10 protein-coding genes are annotated in these 14,936 nt (G+C 73.1%); 7 read left to right on the top strand and 3 right to left on the bottom strand.

The genetic code is table 11. The features are described from left to right. The first annotated feature begins 188 nt into the window (after positions 1-188). The 3 genes from DVA86_RS26435 to DVA86_RS26425 all read left to right on the top strand — a co-directional run bounded on the left by DVA86_RS26435 (position 189) and on the right by DVA86_RS26425 (position 3,013). Positions 189-749, top strand: a complete 561-nt coding sequence (locus tag DVA86_RS26435) for an RNA polymerase sigma factor (protein WP_208882001.1) — start codon at positions 189-191, stop codon at positions 747-749. Next, positions 746-1,606, top strand: a complete 861-nt coding sequence (locus tag DVA86_RS26430; protein WP_208882000.1) for a zf-HC2 domain-containing protein — start codon at positions 746-748, stop codon at positions 1,604-1,606. Before DVA86_RS26435 ends, DVA86_RS26430 begins: the two co-directional genes overlap by 4 nt. A 501-nt stretch (positions 1,607-2,107) precedes the next feature. After that, positions 2,108-3,013 carry a sigma-70 family RNA polymerase sigma factor gene (locus DVA86_RS26425; RefSeq protein ID WP_208881999.1) on the top strand — a complete coding sequence of 302 codons (906 nt, stop codon included), beginning with the start codon at positions 2,108-2,110 and terminating at the stop codon, positions 3,011-3,013. Between the two features lie 92 nt (positions 3,014-3,105). On the opposite strand, the gene DVA86_RS26420 is transcribed toward DVA86_RS26425, so the two are convergent. After that, the gene (locus DVA86_RS26420) at positions 3,106-5,094 is read right to left on the bottom strand and encodes a SpoIIE family protein phosphatase (protein ID WP_425470931.1); all 1,989 of its coding nucleotides are present in this window, start codon (positions 5,092-5,094) and stop codon (positions 3,106-3,108) included. Between the two features lie 89 nt (positions 5,095-5,183). Here DVA86_RS26420 and DVA86_RS26415 point away from each other — a divergent pair, with 89 nt between their 5' ends. Further along, a complete protein-coding gene (locus DVA86_RS26415) occupies positions 5,184-9,569 on the top strand; it encodes a HAMP domain-containing protein (protein ID WP_208881997.1) in 4,386 nt (1,461 codons plus the stop codon). A 68-nt stretch (positions 9,570-9,637) separates the two neighbouring features. Further along, positions 9,638-10,282, top strand: a complete 645-nt coding sequence (locus DVA86_RS26410) for a response regulator (RefSeq protein WP_208885196.1) — start codon at positions 9,638-9,640, stop codon at positions 10,280-10,282. A gap of 44 nt (positions 10,283-10,326) precedes the next feature. Here DVA86_RS26410 and DVA86_RS26405 read toward each other — a convergent pair whose 3' ends face one another. After that, positions 10,327-10,998, bottom strand: a complete 672-nt coding sequence (locus tag DVA86_RS26405) for a pentapeptide repeat-containing protein (protein ID WP_208881995.1) — start codon at positions 10,996-10,998, stop codon at positions 10,327-10,329. 172 nt (positions 10,999-11,170) lie between these two features. Between DVA86_RS26405 and DVA86_RS26400 the strand changes: the two genes are divergently transcribed. After that, positions 11,171-12,160, top strand: a complete 990-nt coding sequence (locus DVA86_RS26400) for a zinc-binding dehydrogenase (protein ID WP_208881994.1) — start codon at positions 11,171-11,173, stop codon at positions 12,158-12,160. Positions 12,161-12,232: 72 nt separating this feature from the next. Here DVA86_RS26400 and DVA86_RS26395 read toward each other — a convergent pair whose 3' ends face one another. Beyond that, complete coding sequence (locus tag DVA86_RS26395; protein ID WP_245997195.1) at positions 12,233-12,790, bottom strand: flavin reductase family protein; 558 nt, start codon at positions 12,788-12,790, stop codon at positions 12,233-12,235. Positions 12,791-13,101: 311 nt separating this feature from the next. On the opposite strand from DVA86_RS26395, the gene cdgB reads away from it, so the two are divergent. Next, complete coding sequence (gene cdgB / locus DVA86_RS26390; RefSeq protein WP_208881992.1) at positions 13,102-14,784, top strand: diguanylate cyclase CdgB; 1,683 nt, start codon at positions 13,102-13,104, stop codon at positions 14,782-14,784. Positions 14,785-14,936: the final 152 nt, after the last annotated feature.

Raw genomic sequence — 14,936 nt, 5'->3', positions numbered from 1 at the left:
GTCGGCCACGGTGAACCTGCACTGTGGCAGCGCACTATTCGGCCCACTGGCGGGCTGTGGGGCCCGAGGGGTGTCCTCAAGCGCCGGACGGGCTGAGGTGCGTGGCTCGCCGTCGCCCGCGCAGCCCGTATGTGACGCGTATCACCCCCGGTGGAAAACCCGCGGCCCGTGCGCCGCGTCTTGCGGGTGTGGGATCAGCGAGGAAGGCACCGGGGGAGCCGGACGAGGAGCGTCTCGTGCGGCTCGTCGCCAGGGGCGACCGTGCGGCGTTCGAGGAGTTGTACCGGCGTACCGCGCCGTGGATGGCGGTGCGGCTGCGCCGCCGCTGCGCCGACGAGCAGATCGTCGCGGAGGTCATGCAGGAGACGTACCTCGCGGTGTGGCGCGCGGCGGGCGCGTTCGCGGGCTCCGCGGTGGGCGGGACGGCCGTCGGCTGGCTGTGGACGATCGCGGCGCGCCGCCTCGTCGACGCCTTCCGGCGCAGGGCCCACCACGCCGAGCCGCCGCCGGCGGCCGCGCTCCCCGCCGTGGCGGCGCCCGCCGAGGAGGAGGCGCTCGCGGCGACCGTCGGCGGCGACGTCGGCGACGCGCTGCGCCGCCTGGCGCCGGAACTGAGGCAGGTACTGCAGGCCATGGTCCTCGACGGGCTGTCCGTACGGGAGACCGCGGTCCTGCTCGGGCTGCCCGAGGGCACGGTCAAGACCCGTGCCCGGCGGGCCAGGATCGCGATGCGGGAGGCGCTGGCATGAGCGGGGAACACGCGTCGGAGCGGATCATCGGCGGCTACGCGCGCGGCGGTACGGACCTCCCCGCCGACGAAGTATGGGCCCTGGAGGCCCACTTGGAGGCGTGCGCGGTGTGCCGCGAACGGCTGTCGGCGGCCGTCACGGCAGAGGCGCCCGCCGTCGCGTCGCTCGTGGACACCGTCTGGTCGGAGCTGGCACCGCAGTTGGCCGCCACTGCCACGATGCCGCCGCGGCGGCGCTGGTCGGTGCGGCTGTCGGCGTGGCTGACGCCGGTGATGGCGCCGTGGCTGGCCATGACCGCGGCCGTGACACTGATCGCGCTGCTGCTCGACATGGCCGGTCCGGGCCCCATCGGCCCCGGTACGGGCACGGACTCAGGCTCGGGCTCCGGCGGCGACGTGTCGCTGCTGCTCCTGCTCGCCCCGGTGCTGCCGGTGTGCGGCGTCGCGGCGTCCTGGTCGCGCGGCCTGGACCCGGCGTACGAACTGACCGCCGCCGCTCCGAGAGCGGGCCTGTACCTGGTGCTGCGGCGCACCGCGTCCGTCCTCGCCGTGGTCGTCCCCGCGCTGCTGGCTGGCGGCCTCGTGACGGGGGTGACGGCCGTGCAGTGGCTGCTGCCCTGTCTGGCCTTCACCTCGGCGACCCTGGCGCTCGGCGGCGTCATCGGCGTGACCCGCGCCGCCGTCGCGCTGGTGGCGGTGTGGGCCGCGGTGGTCGTGGCGCCGACCCTGGCCGCCGACCGTACGACCTTCGCCCTGCAGACCGGCGGTCTGCCCGTGTGGGGGCTGGTCCTCGCGCTCGGCACCGCGGTCGTGATCGCCCGCAGGGGCGCGTACTCCGTGCTGGCCGCCCACCGTTGACCACCCCCGCACCCCCGCGCCCGCCACCGCCCATGCCTGCGGCGTGGAACGGCGCCGCACCCACCCCTCCAGTGCCGCCCGCTCCTCCTCCGACAGAATCAACTCGGCCTTCGGCCGCCCAATACGCGCCACCAGGCAACCCTACACATCTGAACAGAATTCCCGACTCAGAAGACTAGGGCCTGTCGTCAAAGTCCCGCCTTGCCCACGACGCCCTGCACGCACATCTGCTGCGTTGTCGCACCGTCCGAGTAGCCCACTACGAGGACGGCACTCCGCCTTGCAGCTGCACGCACCGGACGCCGTGGGCACCGCCTTCGGCGGACGGCGCTACTTTGACGACAGGCCCTAGCCCGGGAGGTGGGCCCGTACGGCGCGCACTACGCTGCTCGTACCGGAACACACCCGTGGAAACCCCTGCGGATCACCGCCCTCTCCCGCTCGCTCGTTTTCGGTGGCACGAAGCAGACGGAGCGCGACGAGGAAAGGTGACCGTGACCGATGCACGAGCACGACAGTGACCGGCTGGCCGAACGGTTCGAGGCGCACCGCGGGCAGCTGCGCGCCGTGGCCTACCGGATGCTCGGTTCGCCCACCGAAGCGGACGACGCCGTACAGGAGGCGTGGCTGCGCCTCAGCCGCACCGGCCCCGGTGGCATCGACGACCTGGAGAGCTGGCTCCGTACGGTCGTGGCGCGGCTCTGCCTCGACATGCTGCGTACGCGTACGTCGCGCCGCGAGGAGCCGCTGGACGGGCCGCTGACGGAGCGTACGTCGGGCGGCGGGCCGGGTGCCGAACCGGAGGACGAGGCGGTGCTCGTCGAATCCGTCGGCCGGGCGCTGCTCGTGGTGCTGGACAGGCTGAAGCCCGCGGAGCGGGTCGCGTTCGTGCTGCACGACCTGTTCGCGATGCCGTTCGAGGAGATCGCGCCCATCGTGGACCGCACCCCGGTGGCCGCGAAGAAGCTCGCCAGCCGGGCGCGGCAGCGGGTGCGCGGCGGCGACGCCGTGCCGCGCGCGGAGCGCGCCGGGCCGGCCGAGCAGCGGCGGGTCGTCGACGCGTTCCTCGCCGCCGCGCGCAGCGGCGACCTCGGCGCGCTGCTCGCCGTACTGGCCCCGGACGTCGTACGGCACGCGGACCCCGCGGTGCTCCCGGCGGGCCGTGCGGCGGTCGCACGCGGTGCGGACGTCGTGGCGCGCGAGACGCTGGTCTTCGGGCGACGGTCGCGGCTGGCGGCACCGGCGCTGGTGAACGGGGCGGTCGGCGTCGTCGTCGCACCGCACGGGCGGCTGCTGCTGGCCCTGGCGATCACGGTGGAGGGCGGGCGCGTCGCCGCGTACGACGTGATCGCCGACCCCGAGCGGCTGCGGCGGCTCGACCTGGCGGTGCTGGACGGCGTGTACTGAGCGGGCGGGCGTACGGGCGGGCGTATGGGCGGGCGCGCATACGGGCGTACGGGCGTACGGGCGCAGATACGCGCCGTGCCCGCGGCCGGCCGTCAGGCGCGGGGCACCGCCTGGAGCACCAGCACCGAGAGGTCGTCCTCGATCGGTGTGTTGCCGAAGTCGTGCGCCGCCCGCCGTACCTGCTCCGCCACCGACTTGGCGCCCAGCCCCGCGCACCCGCCGAGCACCGCCGCGAGCCCGTCGTTGTCGTCCAGCTCCCACCGCCCGCTGCGCCGTTCCGTCACCCCGTCGGTCACGCACAGCAGGGTGTCACCCGCCGCGAGGTCGAACGCGGACGCGCTGAACTCCACGCTCTCGTCGATCCCCAGCAGCATCTGCGGCTCGGCCGCGGCCCGTACGGCGCCGTCCGCCGACAGCAGCAGCGGCAGCGGGTGCCCGGCGCTGGCGACCGTACAGCGCGTGGCGGCCGTGACCGGATCGACGTACAGCTCGCCGTACAGCAGGCTCAGGAAGCGCGGCCCGGCCTTCTCGCCGCCCGAGGAGGCCAGCGCCTCCGCGCCCTCCTCGGCCATGGCGACGTTCAGCCGGTCCAGCACGGACTCGACGCTGTGGCCCTCGCGCGCCAGGAGCCGTACGAGATGCCGGGCGAGGCCGGTGATGGACATCGCCTCGGGGTCCTTGCCCTGGACGTCGCCCAGCAGGAAGCACCAGCGGTGGTCGCCCTTGGGGAACAGGTCGTAGAAGTCGCCGCCGACGGTCTGGCCCTCGCCGTGCGGCTCGTAGACGATCGCCGTGTCGACGCCGGGGATGCTGGGCAGGAAGCTGGGCAGCTGGCGGCGCTGGAGCGCGCGGCTGATGGTGGCCTGGCGCATGTACTGGCGGGCGGTGAGCACGGCCTGCGCCACCCGCCGTGCCACGTCCTCCACCATCCGCGCGACGGACACGGTCGTCTGCAGCTGGCCCTCGCGGCCGAGCAGCAGCACCCCGACGGTGACGCCGCTGCCCGCGATCAGGGGGAAGGTGAGGGCGGAGCCGCCGGTGCCGTTCCTGCTCCCGAGCCCGTCACCGCCGCCCCCGTTCCCGTCGCCGTTCGCGTCGCCGTTCGCGTCGCCGTTCACCGCCGCTCCGCCGCCCGCGCTGCGCGGCCACGGCCAGGGGACGCCCGCGGTACGGGACCGGGCGGGCGGCGCGCTAGCCTCCAGCTCGTGGCGGAGCGCGCCGATGCGCCGCTCATCCGCGTGCAGGACGCGGGCCAGCCGCATGCCGCCGCTCTCGGTGGTCAGCCACACGCTGCACCAGTCGGCGATGCGGGGGACGAGGAGCTGGCAGGCGAGTACGGCGACCATGTCCTCGTCGAGCTGTCCGGCGAGCAGCTCGCTGGTCTCCGCGAGGAACGACCGCCCGCCGCGGTCTGTCCACGGGGGGAGCTGCCGCGGCTCCTGCGGCGCGGCGGCCGTGGGTGGCCGGGGCGCGGGCTCCGCCGGTACGGGCTGGGGCGCCCGTACGGGCTCCGGTACGGACACGGGCCGGGGCACGGGCTCCGGGGGCGCGCCGCCCGCCGTGCCCGCCCCGTACTCCGCGGGGTCCAGCCGGAACCACACCGTCTTCGCGGTCCGCCGGTACGTCACCCCCCACGACTCCGCGACCGCCCCCAGCAGGGGGAGCCCGAAGCGCCCCTCCTGCGGCTCGTCCGCGTCGCCGCCGCCGGCGCTCCCCGTATGCCGGTGCAGGTGGCCGTCCGTGTGCCGGTCCGCCACCTCGATCAGTACCCGTACCGGCGGGCCCGGCTCCAGCGCGCAGGTGACGTCGATGTCGGTGCCCGCGTGCACCAGAGCGTTCGTGACCAGCTCGCTCACCAGCAGCAGGGCGTCGTCCACGAGCGCGTCCGGCACCTTACGGACCCCCGCCGACCCCGGTCCCGTACCGGCACCCGTACCGGCACCCGTACTGGCACCCGCGGCTGCCCGCGGTGCGGCCTCCAGCACGGCGCGTACGAAGCCGCGGGCGCGGGAGGGGGCGAGCTGGTTCGCCGACAGGCTCATCCGCGGTACGGACCCGGACTCCCGCGCGTGAGTGGACAAGGGCTTCACCGGCGATCCATGGTTGCATCTGTAGATGGCTCTTATAGTAGGACATGCCCGAATTCATTGATCAGGGGAAATGGGCTGCCATGGCTCTCGACCCGGCCGACGATGGACTGTGGGTGCGCGGACGACAGCTCCGCGCGCTGCTCGCGGCGGTGAATGCGTTGTCGGAGGGCGACTTCACCGTCCGTCTTGAGGACGCCGAGGGCGCCGAGGACGTGCGGTACGGGACGGCGGACAGCGTGGGCGACGCGCTGCTGGCCGACCTCGCCGGCGCCGTCAACCAGGTCGCCGCGCGCAACGAGCACCTGTCGGCGGAGCTGCGCCGCGTCCGCCGCGAGATCGTACGGCAGGGCCGTATGGACGAGCGGATCACCGCGAGTCCGGGCCGCGGTGGCTGGGCGGCGAGCGTAGACGACGCGAATACGCTGCTCGACGCCGTGCTCGTACCCGTCGCGAACGTCTCCCGGGTGCTCGACGCCATCGCCGACGGCGACCTGAGCCAGCACGTCGAACTCCACGACGGCACCCGCCGCCTCCAGGGCGACCTGCGCCGCCTCGGGCGCGGCGTCAACCGTGTGGTGGACCAGCTGGCACAGTTCACCGGCGAGATGACGCGGGTCACCCACGAGGTCGGAACGGCGGGCCGGCTCGGCGGGCGCGCGAGCGTACGCGGCCTCTCCGGCGAGTGGCGCCAGGTGACGGAGGCCGTCAACAAGATGGCGGCGCGCCTGACCGACCAGGTGCGGGACATCGCCGGAGTGACCACGGCGGTCGCGCGCGGCGATCTGACGCAGCAGGTCACCGTGGACGCCGCCGGCGAGCTGCTGGAACTGAAGCTCACCGTGAACACGATGGTGGATCAGCTGTCGGCGTTCGCGGACGAGGTGACGCGGGTCGCGCGCGAGGTGGGTACGGAGGGGCAGTTGGGCGGGCGCGCCCAGGTGCGGGGCGTGTCCGGCGTGTGGCAGGACCTCACCGACAGCGTCAACTCCATGGCCTCGAACCTGACTTCGCAGGTCCGCAACATCGCGCAGGTCACCACCGCCGTCGCACAGGGCGATCTGTCGAAGAAGATCGATGTGGACGCGCGCGGGGAGATCCTGGAGCTGAAGACGACGGTGAACACGATGGTGGATCAGCTGTCGGCGTTCGCGGACGAGGTGACGCGGGTCGCGCGCGAGGTGGGTACGGAGGGGCAGTTGGGCGGGCGCGCCCAGGTACGGGGGGTCTCCGGCGTGTGGCGGGACCTCACGCAGAGCGTCAACTTCATGGCCGACAACCTCACCCAGCAGGTCCGCAACATCGCGCAGGTCGCCACGGCGGTGGCGGGAGGCGATCTGTCGAAGAAGATCGACGTGGACGCGCGTGGCGAGGTCCTGGAGCTGAAGACGACGGTGAACACGATGGTGGATCAGCTGTCGGCGTTCGCGGACGAGGTGACGCGGGTCGCGCGCGAGGTCGGCACGGAGGGAAACCTGGGCGGGCAGGCGCGCGTACGGGGTGTCTCGGGCGTGTGGAAGGACCTCACCGAGAGCGTCAACTCCATGGCTGTCAACCTGACTTCGCAGGTCCGCAACATCGCGCTCGTCACCACCGCCGTCGCCAACGGCGATCTGTCGAAGAAGATCGACGTGGACGCGCGTGGCGAGATCCTGGAGCTGAAGACGACCGTCAACACCATGGTCGAGCAGCTGCGCGCCTTCGCGGACGAGGTGACGCGGGTCGCGCGCGAGGTCGGCACGGAGGGGAACCTGGGCGGCCAGGCGCACGTACGGGGTGTCTCGGGCGTGTGGAAGGACCTCACCGACAGCGTCAACTTCATGGCGTACAACCTGACCGGGCAGGTACGGAACATCGCGCAGGTCGCCACGGCGGTGGCGGGCGGCGATCTGTCGAAGAAGATCGACGTGGACGCGCGCGGCGAGATCCTGGAGCTCAAGACCACCATCAACACCATGGTCGACACGCTCTCCTCGTTCGCCTCCGAGGTGACAAGGGTCGCGCGCGAGGTCGGCAGCGAGGGGCAGTTGGGCGGCCAGGCGCGCGTCGAGGGCGTCTACGGCACCTGGAAGCGACTGACCACCAGCGTCAACGAGCTCGCCCTGAACCTCACCACGCAGGTACGCGCCATCGCCGAGGTCGCCAGCGCCGTCACGCAGGGGGACATGTCCAGGTCCATCTCGGTGGAGGCGCAGGGCGAGGTCGCCGCGCTCAAGAACAACATCAACCTCATGGTCGCCAACCTGCGCGAGACCACCCGCGCCAAGGACTGGCTCGAGTCCAACCTCGCCCGCATCGCGGGCATGATGCAGGGCCACCGGGACCTGGACGAAGTCGCCGACCTGATCGTGAGCGAGCTGACGCCGCTGGTCAACGCGCAGTACGGCGCGTTCTTCCTGAAGGAGGAGGACGCTCCGGCGGAGGAGGGGCTGCGGTACATCGCCGGCTACGGCATCGGGGCTCCGGGCGAGGAACGGCCGCTGCCGCGCCCCGGCGCCCCCGTCTGCGGCCTGACCGCGCAGGCGGCGCTGGAGAAGAAGCGCATCCTGGTCGACTCCGTGCCGGACAACTACTTCGACATCAGCTCCGGCCTCGGCGCCGCCAGGCCCGCCAGCATCGTCATCCTGCCCGTCCTCTTCGAGGACCAGGTGCTGGGCGTCATCGAACTGGCCTCGCTGAGCGGGTTCAGCGACGTCCATCTCGCCTTCATGGACCAGTTCATGAGCACGATCGGCGTCTCGATCAACACCATCCTCGCCAACGCCCGTACGGAATCGCTGCTCGCCGAGTCCCAGCGGCTCACCGCCGAACTCCGCCAGCGCTCCGACCAACTCCAGCGCTCCAACGCCGAACTCGGCGAACAGGCCGCCCTGCTGGCCAGCTCGTCGCAGTACAAATCGGAGTTCCTCGCGAACATGTCGCACGAGCTGCGCACCCCGCTCAACTCCCTGCTCATCCTGGCCCGGCTGCTCGCCGACAACCCCGACAGCCGGCTCAGCGAGCAGGAAGTGGAATTCGCGCTCACCATCCACCGGGCGGGCACGGACCTGCTCCAGCTGATCAACGACGTCCTAGACCTGTCGAAGATCGAGGCGGGCCGGATGGACGTACACCCCAGGACACTGCGGCTGACCACGCTCCTCGACTACGTGCGCGCGACGTTCCGGCCGCTCGCCGCCGACCGCGGGCTGTCCTTCGACATCGCGGTCGGCGAGGACGTACCGGAATCGCTGTTCTCGGACGAGCAGCGGCTCCAGCAGATCCTGCGCAACCTCCTGTCGAACGCGGTGAAGTTCACGACGGACGGCGGCATCGAGCTGCGGGTCGAACGGGTGCCGGGCGTGCGGTTCGAGGAGGAGACGCTGCGGGAGGCGGACGCGGTCGTCGCGTTCGCCGTCCAGGACACCGGGATCGGGATTCCGCGGGAGCGGCTGGCGGAGATCTTCGAGGCGTTCCGGCAGACGGAGGGCGACGTCAACCGGAAGTACGGCGGCACCGGGCTCGGGCTGTCGATCAGCAAGGAGATGGCGGCGCTGCTGGGCGGCCGTATCGACGTGGAGAGCGAGCCGGGCGCGGGCTCGCGGTTCACGCTGACCGTGCCCGCGCGGTATCCGGGCCCGGCCGGGCCCGGCGCGGACCGGCCCGGCGCGGGCGCGGGCGGTACGGGCGGGAAGGCGCTGCCCGGTACGGGCGGGCTGCCGGCCTCCGCCGCCCCGGCGGTCTCCGTGCCCGCCGCGCCGCCGGAACGGCCGGACACGCCGTCCGGCGCGGGGGCACCGGCAGGCGCGGGGGCGCTTGCCGAACCGGCCGTGCTCGCCGGGCCGTTGAGGCCCGCGAGCGGCACGGCGGCGGAGGAGCGCGCACCGGCGGCGGAGCCGGCGCGTACGGCCGGAGCGGACGACGCCGGGGAGGGCTCCTGGGGCGAGGCCTGGGACCGCGGCGGGGACAGCGGCACCGGTGGCGGCATGGGCGACGCGGCCTGGCCGGAGACGACACGGCTCGACGAGTGGCTCAGCGGGCGGCCCGGAGAGCTGCTGCCGGGCCTCCGCATCCTCATTGCCGACGACGACATCCGGAACGTCTTCGCGCTCACCCATGTCCTGGGGCGCGTCGGGATCACCGTGAAGTACGCCGAGAACGGCCGCGAGGCGCTCGAGGTGCTGGCCCGCTCCCCGGACACCTCGCTGGTCCTGATGGACATCATGATGCCGGAGATGGACGGGTACGAGACGATCCGCGCCGTCCGGCGCACGCCCCGCCTCGCCGCGCTGCCCATCATCGCGCTCACCGCCAAGGCCATGCCGGGCGACCGCGAACGGGCGCTCGAGAGCGGCGCCGACGAGTACGTGCCCAAGCCGGTGGACGTGGACCGGCTGCTGTCGGTGATCTGCGACCTCATCGACCGGGGGGACGGCGGGCCGGACTCCGCGGGGGCGGACCGCGGCGGGACGCGGGGGCGGCAGCCGTGACCGCGGGACCCGGTCCCACGGTCGGCGCGGGCACGCCCGAGCGGTCCAGCATCCTGCTCGTCGACGACATGGAGGACAACCTGATCGCGCTGGAGGCCGTGCTCAGTTCGCTCGGCCCTCACCTCGTACGCGCCGACTCGGGGGAGGAGGCGCTGAAGGCGATGCTGCGGCAGGAGTTCGCGGTCGTGCTGCTCGACGTGCTGATGCCGGGCATGGACGGCTTCGAGACCGCCGCCAACATCAAGCGCCTCGACCAGACCAAGGACGTCCCCGTCATCTTGCTGACCGGGAACGACGCGGGCCCGGACTACGCCTACCGCGGCTACACCGTCGGCGCCGCCGACTTCCTCACCAAGCCCTTCGACCCCTGGCTGCTGCGCACAAAGGTGAGCCTCTTCCTGGAGCTGGACCGCAAGAACCGCCAACTCGCCGCGCAGAGCGAGCAGCTGCGGGGGCTGTCGGCCCGGGAGGGCCGGGCCGACAGCCCCCGGGCCGCCGCCGCATCGCGCACGACGGAACGGGCGTCGGCGGCGCGGGAGGAACAGCTCGTGGAGGTCGCCGAGCAACTCGCCCGGCTCGAACGGCTCCTGCGCGAGAACGCCGCCGCACCAGGCGACGAACGGACCGGGCTCGCCGACCGCGTCGCGGGCCTGGAGCGCGCGGTCGCGGGCCTGCTGACCCCGTACGAGACGCGGCCTCCGTACGAGACGTGACGCCCCGTACGTGACGTGACGCCCCGTACGTGACGTGCAGCCTCTCAGTCCTCCACTCGTACGCCCAGCTGGGCCGCGAACGCCGGTGCCAGGTCCATCAGCTGGGCGGTGCTGATGACCGCGCCGGCCAGCCGGTCGATGCCCGTCCTGATGTCCAGCTCGGCGACGGCGCGCAGGTCCACGTCCCGCATCGTGACGCCGTTGAAGTCGGCCTGGCGCAGGGAGCAGTCGGCGAAGCTGACCCGTTCCAGCCGGGCGCCCCCGAAGTCGGGCTCGACGAGCACGCAGCCCTCGAAGGCGACGTCCGTCAGCACGGCCTGCCGCATGTTGAGGAAGTCGATCTTCCCGCCGCGTATGACCGTACGGGTGAGCCGCGCGCCGTGCAGCTGCGTCCCGCCCAGCCGGGCGTCGGACAGCTCCACGTCGCGCAGCTCCGCGCCCGCCAGGTCCGTGCCGACGCCCCAGATGCCCGTCAGCTCCGAGTCGAGCAGGCGGGCCCGCGTGAGTCTGGTGCCCTCCAGGCCGCAGCGGCGTATCGCGCACTCCAGGAAGGTGCTGCCCCCGCCGTCCGCGCCGCTCAGGTCTAGGTCGGTGAAGGACGTGCCGTCGTGGTCGCCGTCGGGGTGCAACTCGTCCGTCTCGTGCGGCCGCAGCTCGGGCAGGGAGAGCTCCGGACGCCGGACCGGAGCCACCTTGCGTGCCGTGGATTTCGCCATGCACCCAGAGTGCACCGTGCCACTGACAACGGGGACGGGGTTGACTTCAACGTGGCTTCAAGTTGCACGATCGGGCCCCGCGAACGGCACGAGTCCGCGAACGGCACGAGCCCCGCGAACGGAAAGAGCGACACGTACGGGCCGCGCACCGCCCCGAGACAGGAGTCCCGCCATGCACGCCATCCGTCTGCACGCCTTCGGCCCCGCCGAGAACCTCGTCTACGAGGAGGTCGCGGACCCCGAGTCGGGCGCCGGGCAGGTCCGGATCGCCGTCGCGGCGGCCGGCGTGCACCTGATCGACACGGCTCTGCGCGAGGGCCTGCGCCTCGGCCCCATGCCGCTGCCCGAACTGCCCACCGTCCCCGGCCGCGAGGTCGCGGGTACGGTCGACGCCGTCGGGGCCGGCGTTCCGGACAGCTGGCTGGGAACGCGCGTTGTGGCGCATCTCGGCCAGGCGCCCGGCGGGTACGCGGAGCGCGCCGTCGTGGGTACGGACGCCCTGCACGTGCTCCCCGACGGGCTCGGCGAGCAGCACGCCATCGCCATGATCGGCACCGGCCGTACGGTCCTGGGCGTCCTCAGCGGCAGCACGCTCGGCCCGTCCGACACCGTGCTCGTACTGGCCGCGGCCGGCGGCATGGGCGCGCTGCTCGTGCAGTACGCCAAGCACGCGGGCGCCCTCGTCGCCGGTGCGGCGGGCGGGCCGGCCAAGACGGGGGCCGCGGCCAAGCTCGGCGCCGATCTCGCCGTCGACTACAACCGGCCCGGCTGGCCGGAACTTCTCCGTTCGGAACTCGGCACGGACCGCCCCTTCAGCCACGTCTTCGACAGCGTCGGCGGTGAACTCGGCCGTGCCGCCCTCGATCTGGTCGCCCCCGGCGGCGTCCACCACGCGTACGGCAGCGCCGCCGCCGGCTTCGCCGCCGACGGTGCCGTGTCCTCCGGCGACGCGGAGGCGGCGGCTCGCGGGATCACCGTACGGGGGCTCGACGGGGCCCGGATGCTGGAGCGCAAGCGGGCCCTGGAGGAGGAGTCGATGGCGTACGCGGCGGCCGGGACGCTCGTGCCGCTGGTCCAGCCCTTCCCGCTGGCGGAGGCCGCCCGCGCGCACCGCGCGCTTCAGGAGCGCGGCACGATCGGCAAGGTCGTACTGGTGCCGTGACGCACGTACGGGGGCGGGTGCCGTGACACCGCCGCACACGGCGGCCCCGCCTATGACAGCGAGCGGTACCGCCTATGACAGCGAGCGGTACCGCCCCCGGTAGTACGTCAGCGGCTCGGCGTCCGGCGCGTGCGGCAGGGCGGCGCCGAGGACGCGGGCGATCACCAGCGTGTGGTCGCCCGCCCGCACGCGCTGCTCCGTACGGCATTCCAGCACCGCGAGCGCGTCGTCCACGAGCGCTGCCCCGGAGTGCTCGCCGCGCGTGTGCGGCACCTCCTGGAAGAGCAGCCGGTCGCTCAGCCGTCCCTTCATGGCGAAACGGCCCGCGGTCTGCCGCTGGCCGTCGGTGAGCAGCGAGGCGGCCCACAGGGGCTGCCGTTCGAGCAGCTCGTCCATGCGGGAGCCGTCCCGGACGCTGACCATCACCAGCGGCGGGTCCAGGGAGACGGACATGAAGGCGGTCGCCGTCATGCCCACGTCCTCGCCGTTCGGCCCGTCGTCCGGGTCGTACGCCGTCACCAGCACCACGCCCGCTGCCAGCCGCGCCATGGCGGCCCTGAATTCGTCCTCGCTCACCCCTTCAGCATGGGGGATTCCGGTTGGCGCCTGGCCTTGCACTGCGTGTGACACATCGAGAAAGCTATAGGCCGGTCGGTGGTCCCCGCATCGGGCTGGAGGACCAGCCCTTGCCGCCCCCGACCTAGGTCGCCGGGCGTCGTACGGGCTCCGGTCGGACTTCGGGCCGGTAGGAGCGCTCCCACGGAGCGGAGTCAATTATGCGCGTACAGTTGTGACTTGAGTCACAGACGGCATTTAGCGTTGACCCTGTGTACCGGGGGAGGAGCTGACTGTGATTCAGTGGCCTTGCACGTGCATGTGCACGTGGAGGTTCGACCGGAGACGGGATCTGGAAGCCGAGGAACGACGCTCAGGGGGAGGCGATGGAGACCGAGTCGGAGCCCTATGTCCGCCTCGCCAGCCTGCGGAAGCTGCACCAGGTCGTGGCGCAGCTGAACACCGCGCGCAGCCTCGCGGACACCCTGCAGGCCATCGCCGACGGCGTGGTCGAAGGGCTGGGCTTCCGGCTGTGCGCCGTGAACCTCGTACGCGGTGACGGCGACCTCGTGGTCGCCGCGGTCGCCGGGAGCGAGGCCGCCGAGGCGACCATGGCCGGGCGCATAGGCTCCCGCGCCTCCTGGGACCGGCGGCTCTCGATGGGCGAGCGGTGGGGCGAGCTCCGCTTCATCCCGTACACCGAGGGCTGGGTGCTGGAGGACGACGACGTCCCGCAGTGGTACGCCACCGCGCCCGCGCCCAGCACCCCCGACGAGTGGCACCCCTCGGACCTGCTCCTCGCACCCCTCTACGACTCGGCCGGCGAGCTGCTCGGCGTCATCTCCGTCGACCGGCCCGACAACGGCCGCCGCCCCGGCGCCTGGCGCCGCGAGGCCCTCCAGATGTACTCGTCGCAGGCCGCCATCGCCCTCAGCAACGCGCGGCTGCGCGCGAACATGCAGCGCGCCCTCGTACGGCTCGAGCGCGAGCAGCAGGCGCTGCGCTCCAGCGAGGAGAGCTTCCGGCAGGCCTTCGAGTACGCGCCCAGTGGCATGGCCGTCGCGGAGATGGGCGGCGACCAGCACGGCCGCCTGGTGCGGACGAACGACGCGCTGTGCCGGCTGCTGGGACGGCCCGCGTCGGCGATGCGGCGGTACTCGTTCTCGGACCTCGTGCACCCGGAGGACATCGGCACGCTGCTGCGCACCTCCGCCGAGGGCGGCCGCGCCGAGCTGCGGCTCGCGCGCCGCGACGGCTCGTACGTGTGGGTCTCCCTCCGCAACTCCGTGGTGGCCGACGCCGCCGACGGGCCGCGCTTCCTGCTCACCCACGTCGAGGACATCGAGGAGCGCAAGCGGCACGAGCTGCAGCTCGCCCACCGCGCCAGCCACGACTCCCTGACCGGCCTGCCCAACAGCGCCGAGCTGCGCGCCCGGTTGAACAGCAGGCTGTGCGCGAACCCGGAGCCCGCCGTGTCCGACCTGTCGCGGCCGGGCGCCATGGGCCTCGGCGGCGCCGAGGGCCTGGGCGAGGACTTCGACGGGTACGCGATCGACGACCCGTTCGCGGGCACCCCGCCGGACGGCCTCCCCGCCGTGTCCGGCGCGGGCGCGCCGCCGTACGACTCGCACCACGTGCACGCCGTGCCGCCGCAGGGAGACGGGCCGGGTGAGAAAGGTCTCGCCGTCCTCTTCTGCGACCTGGACGGCTTCAAGTCGATCAACGACCGCTTCGGGCACCACTGCGGCGACGCCGTGCTGATCGAGGTCGCGCGGCGGCTCTCCGGACTCGTCCGCGACAACGACACCGTGGCGCGGCTGGGCGGCGACGAGTTCGTGGTCCTGGCGGACGGCGTCGGCCCGGCGGAGGCACAGGACCTCGCCGTCCGGCTGCGGAACGCGATCATCCCGCCGATCCGTGTGGACGGCCGTGCCGTTCGGGTCGGCGCGAGCTTCGGCATCGGCTGGGCGGGCTGCGGGATGACGGCGGAGGAAGTGCTGCAGTCGGCCGACCAGCGGATGTACGTGGAGAAGCGGTCGCGGTCCAAGGGGCAGCGCCGGGCGGGGTAGTCGGCCGCCGTATGGTGCGCGTTACGGGTGTCGGTTACGCGCTCCCGGACCGGGCACGCGACCGGTCACGGACCGGGCACGGAGCGGGCGCACCGCGGGGCGGAAATCTTCACCTGGAGTCCAGTCTCTGATCATTTCGACACTGGCGTACG

The sequence above is a fragment of the Streptomyces armeniacus genome, assembly GCF_003355155.1.
Taxonomy (GTDB): domain Bacteria; phylum Actinomycetota; class Actinomycetes; order Streptomycetales; family Streptomycetaceae; genus Streptomyces; species Streptomyces armeniacus.
This window is presented reverse-complemented; position numbering and strand designations above follow the sequence as displayed.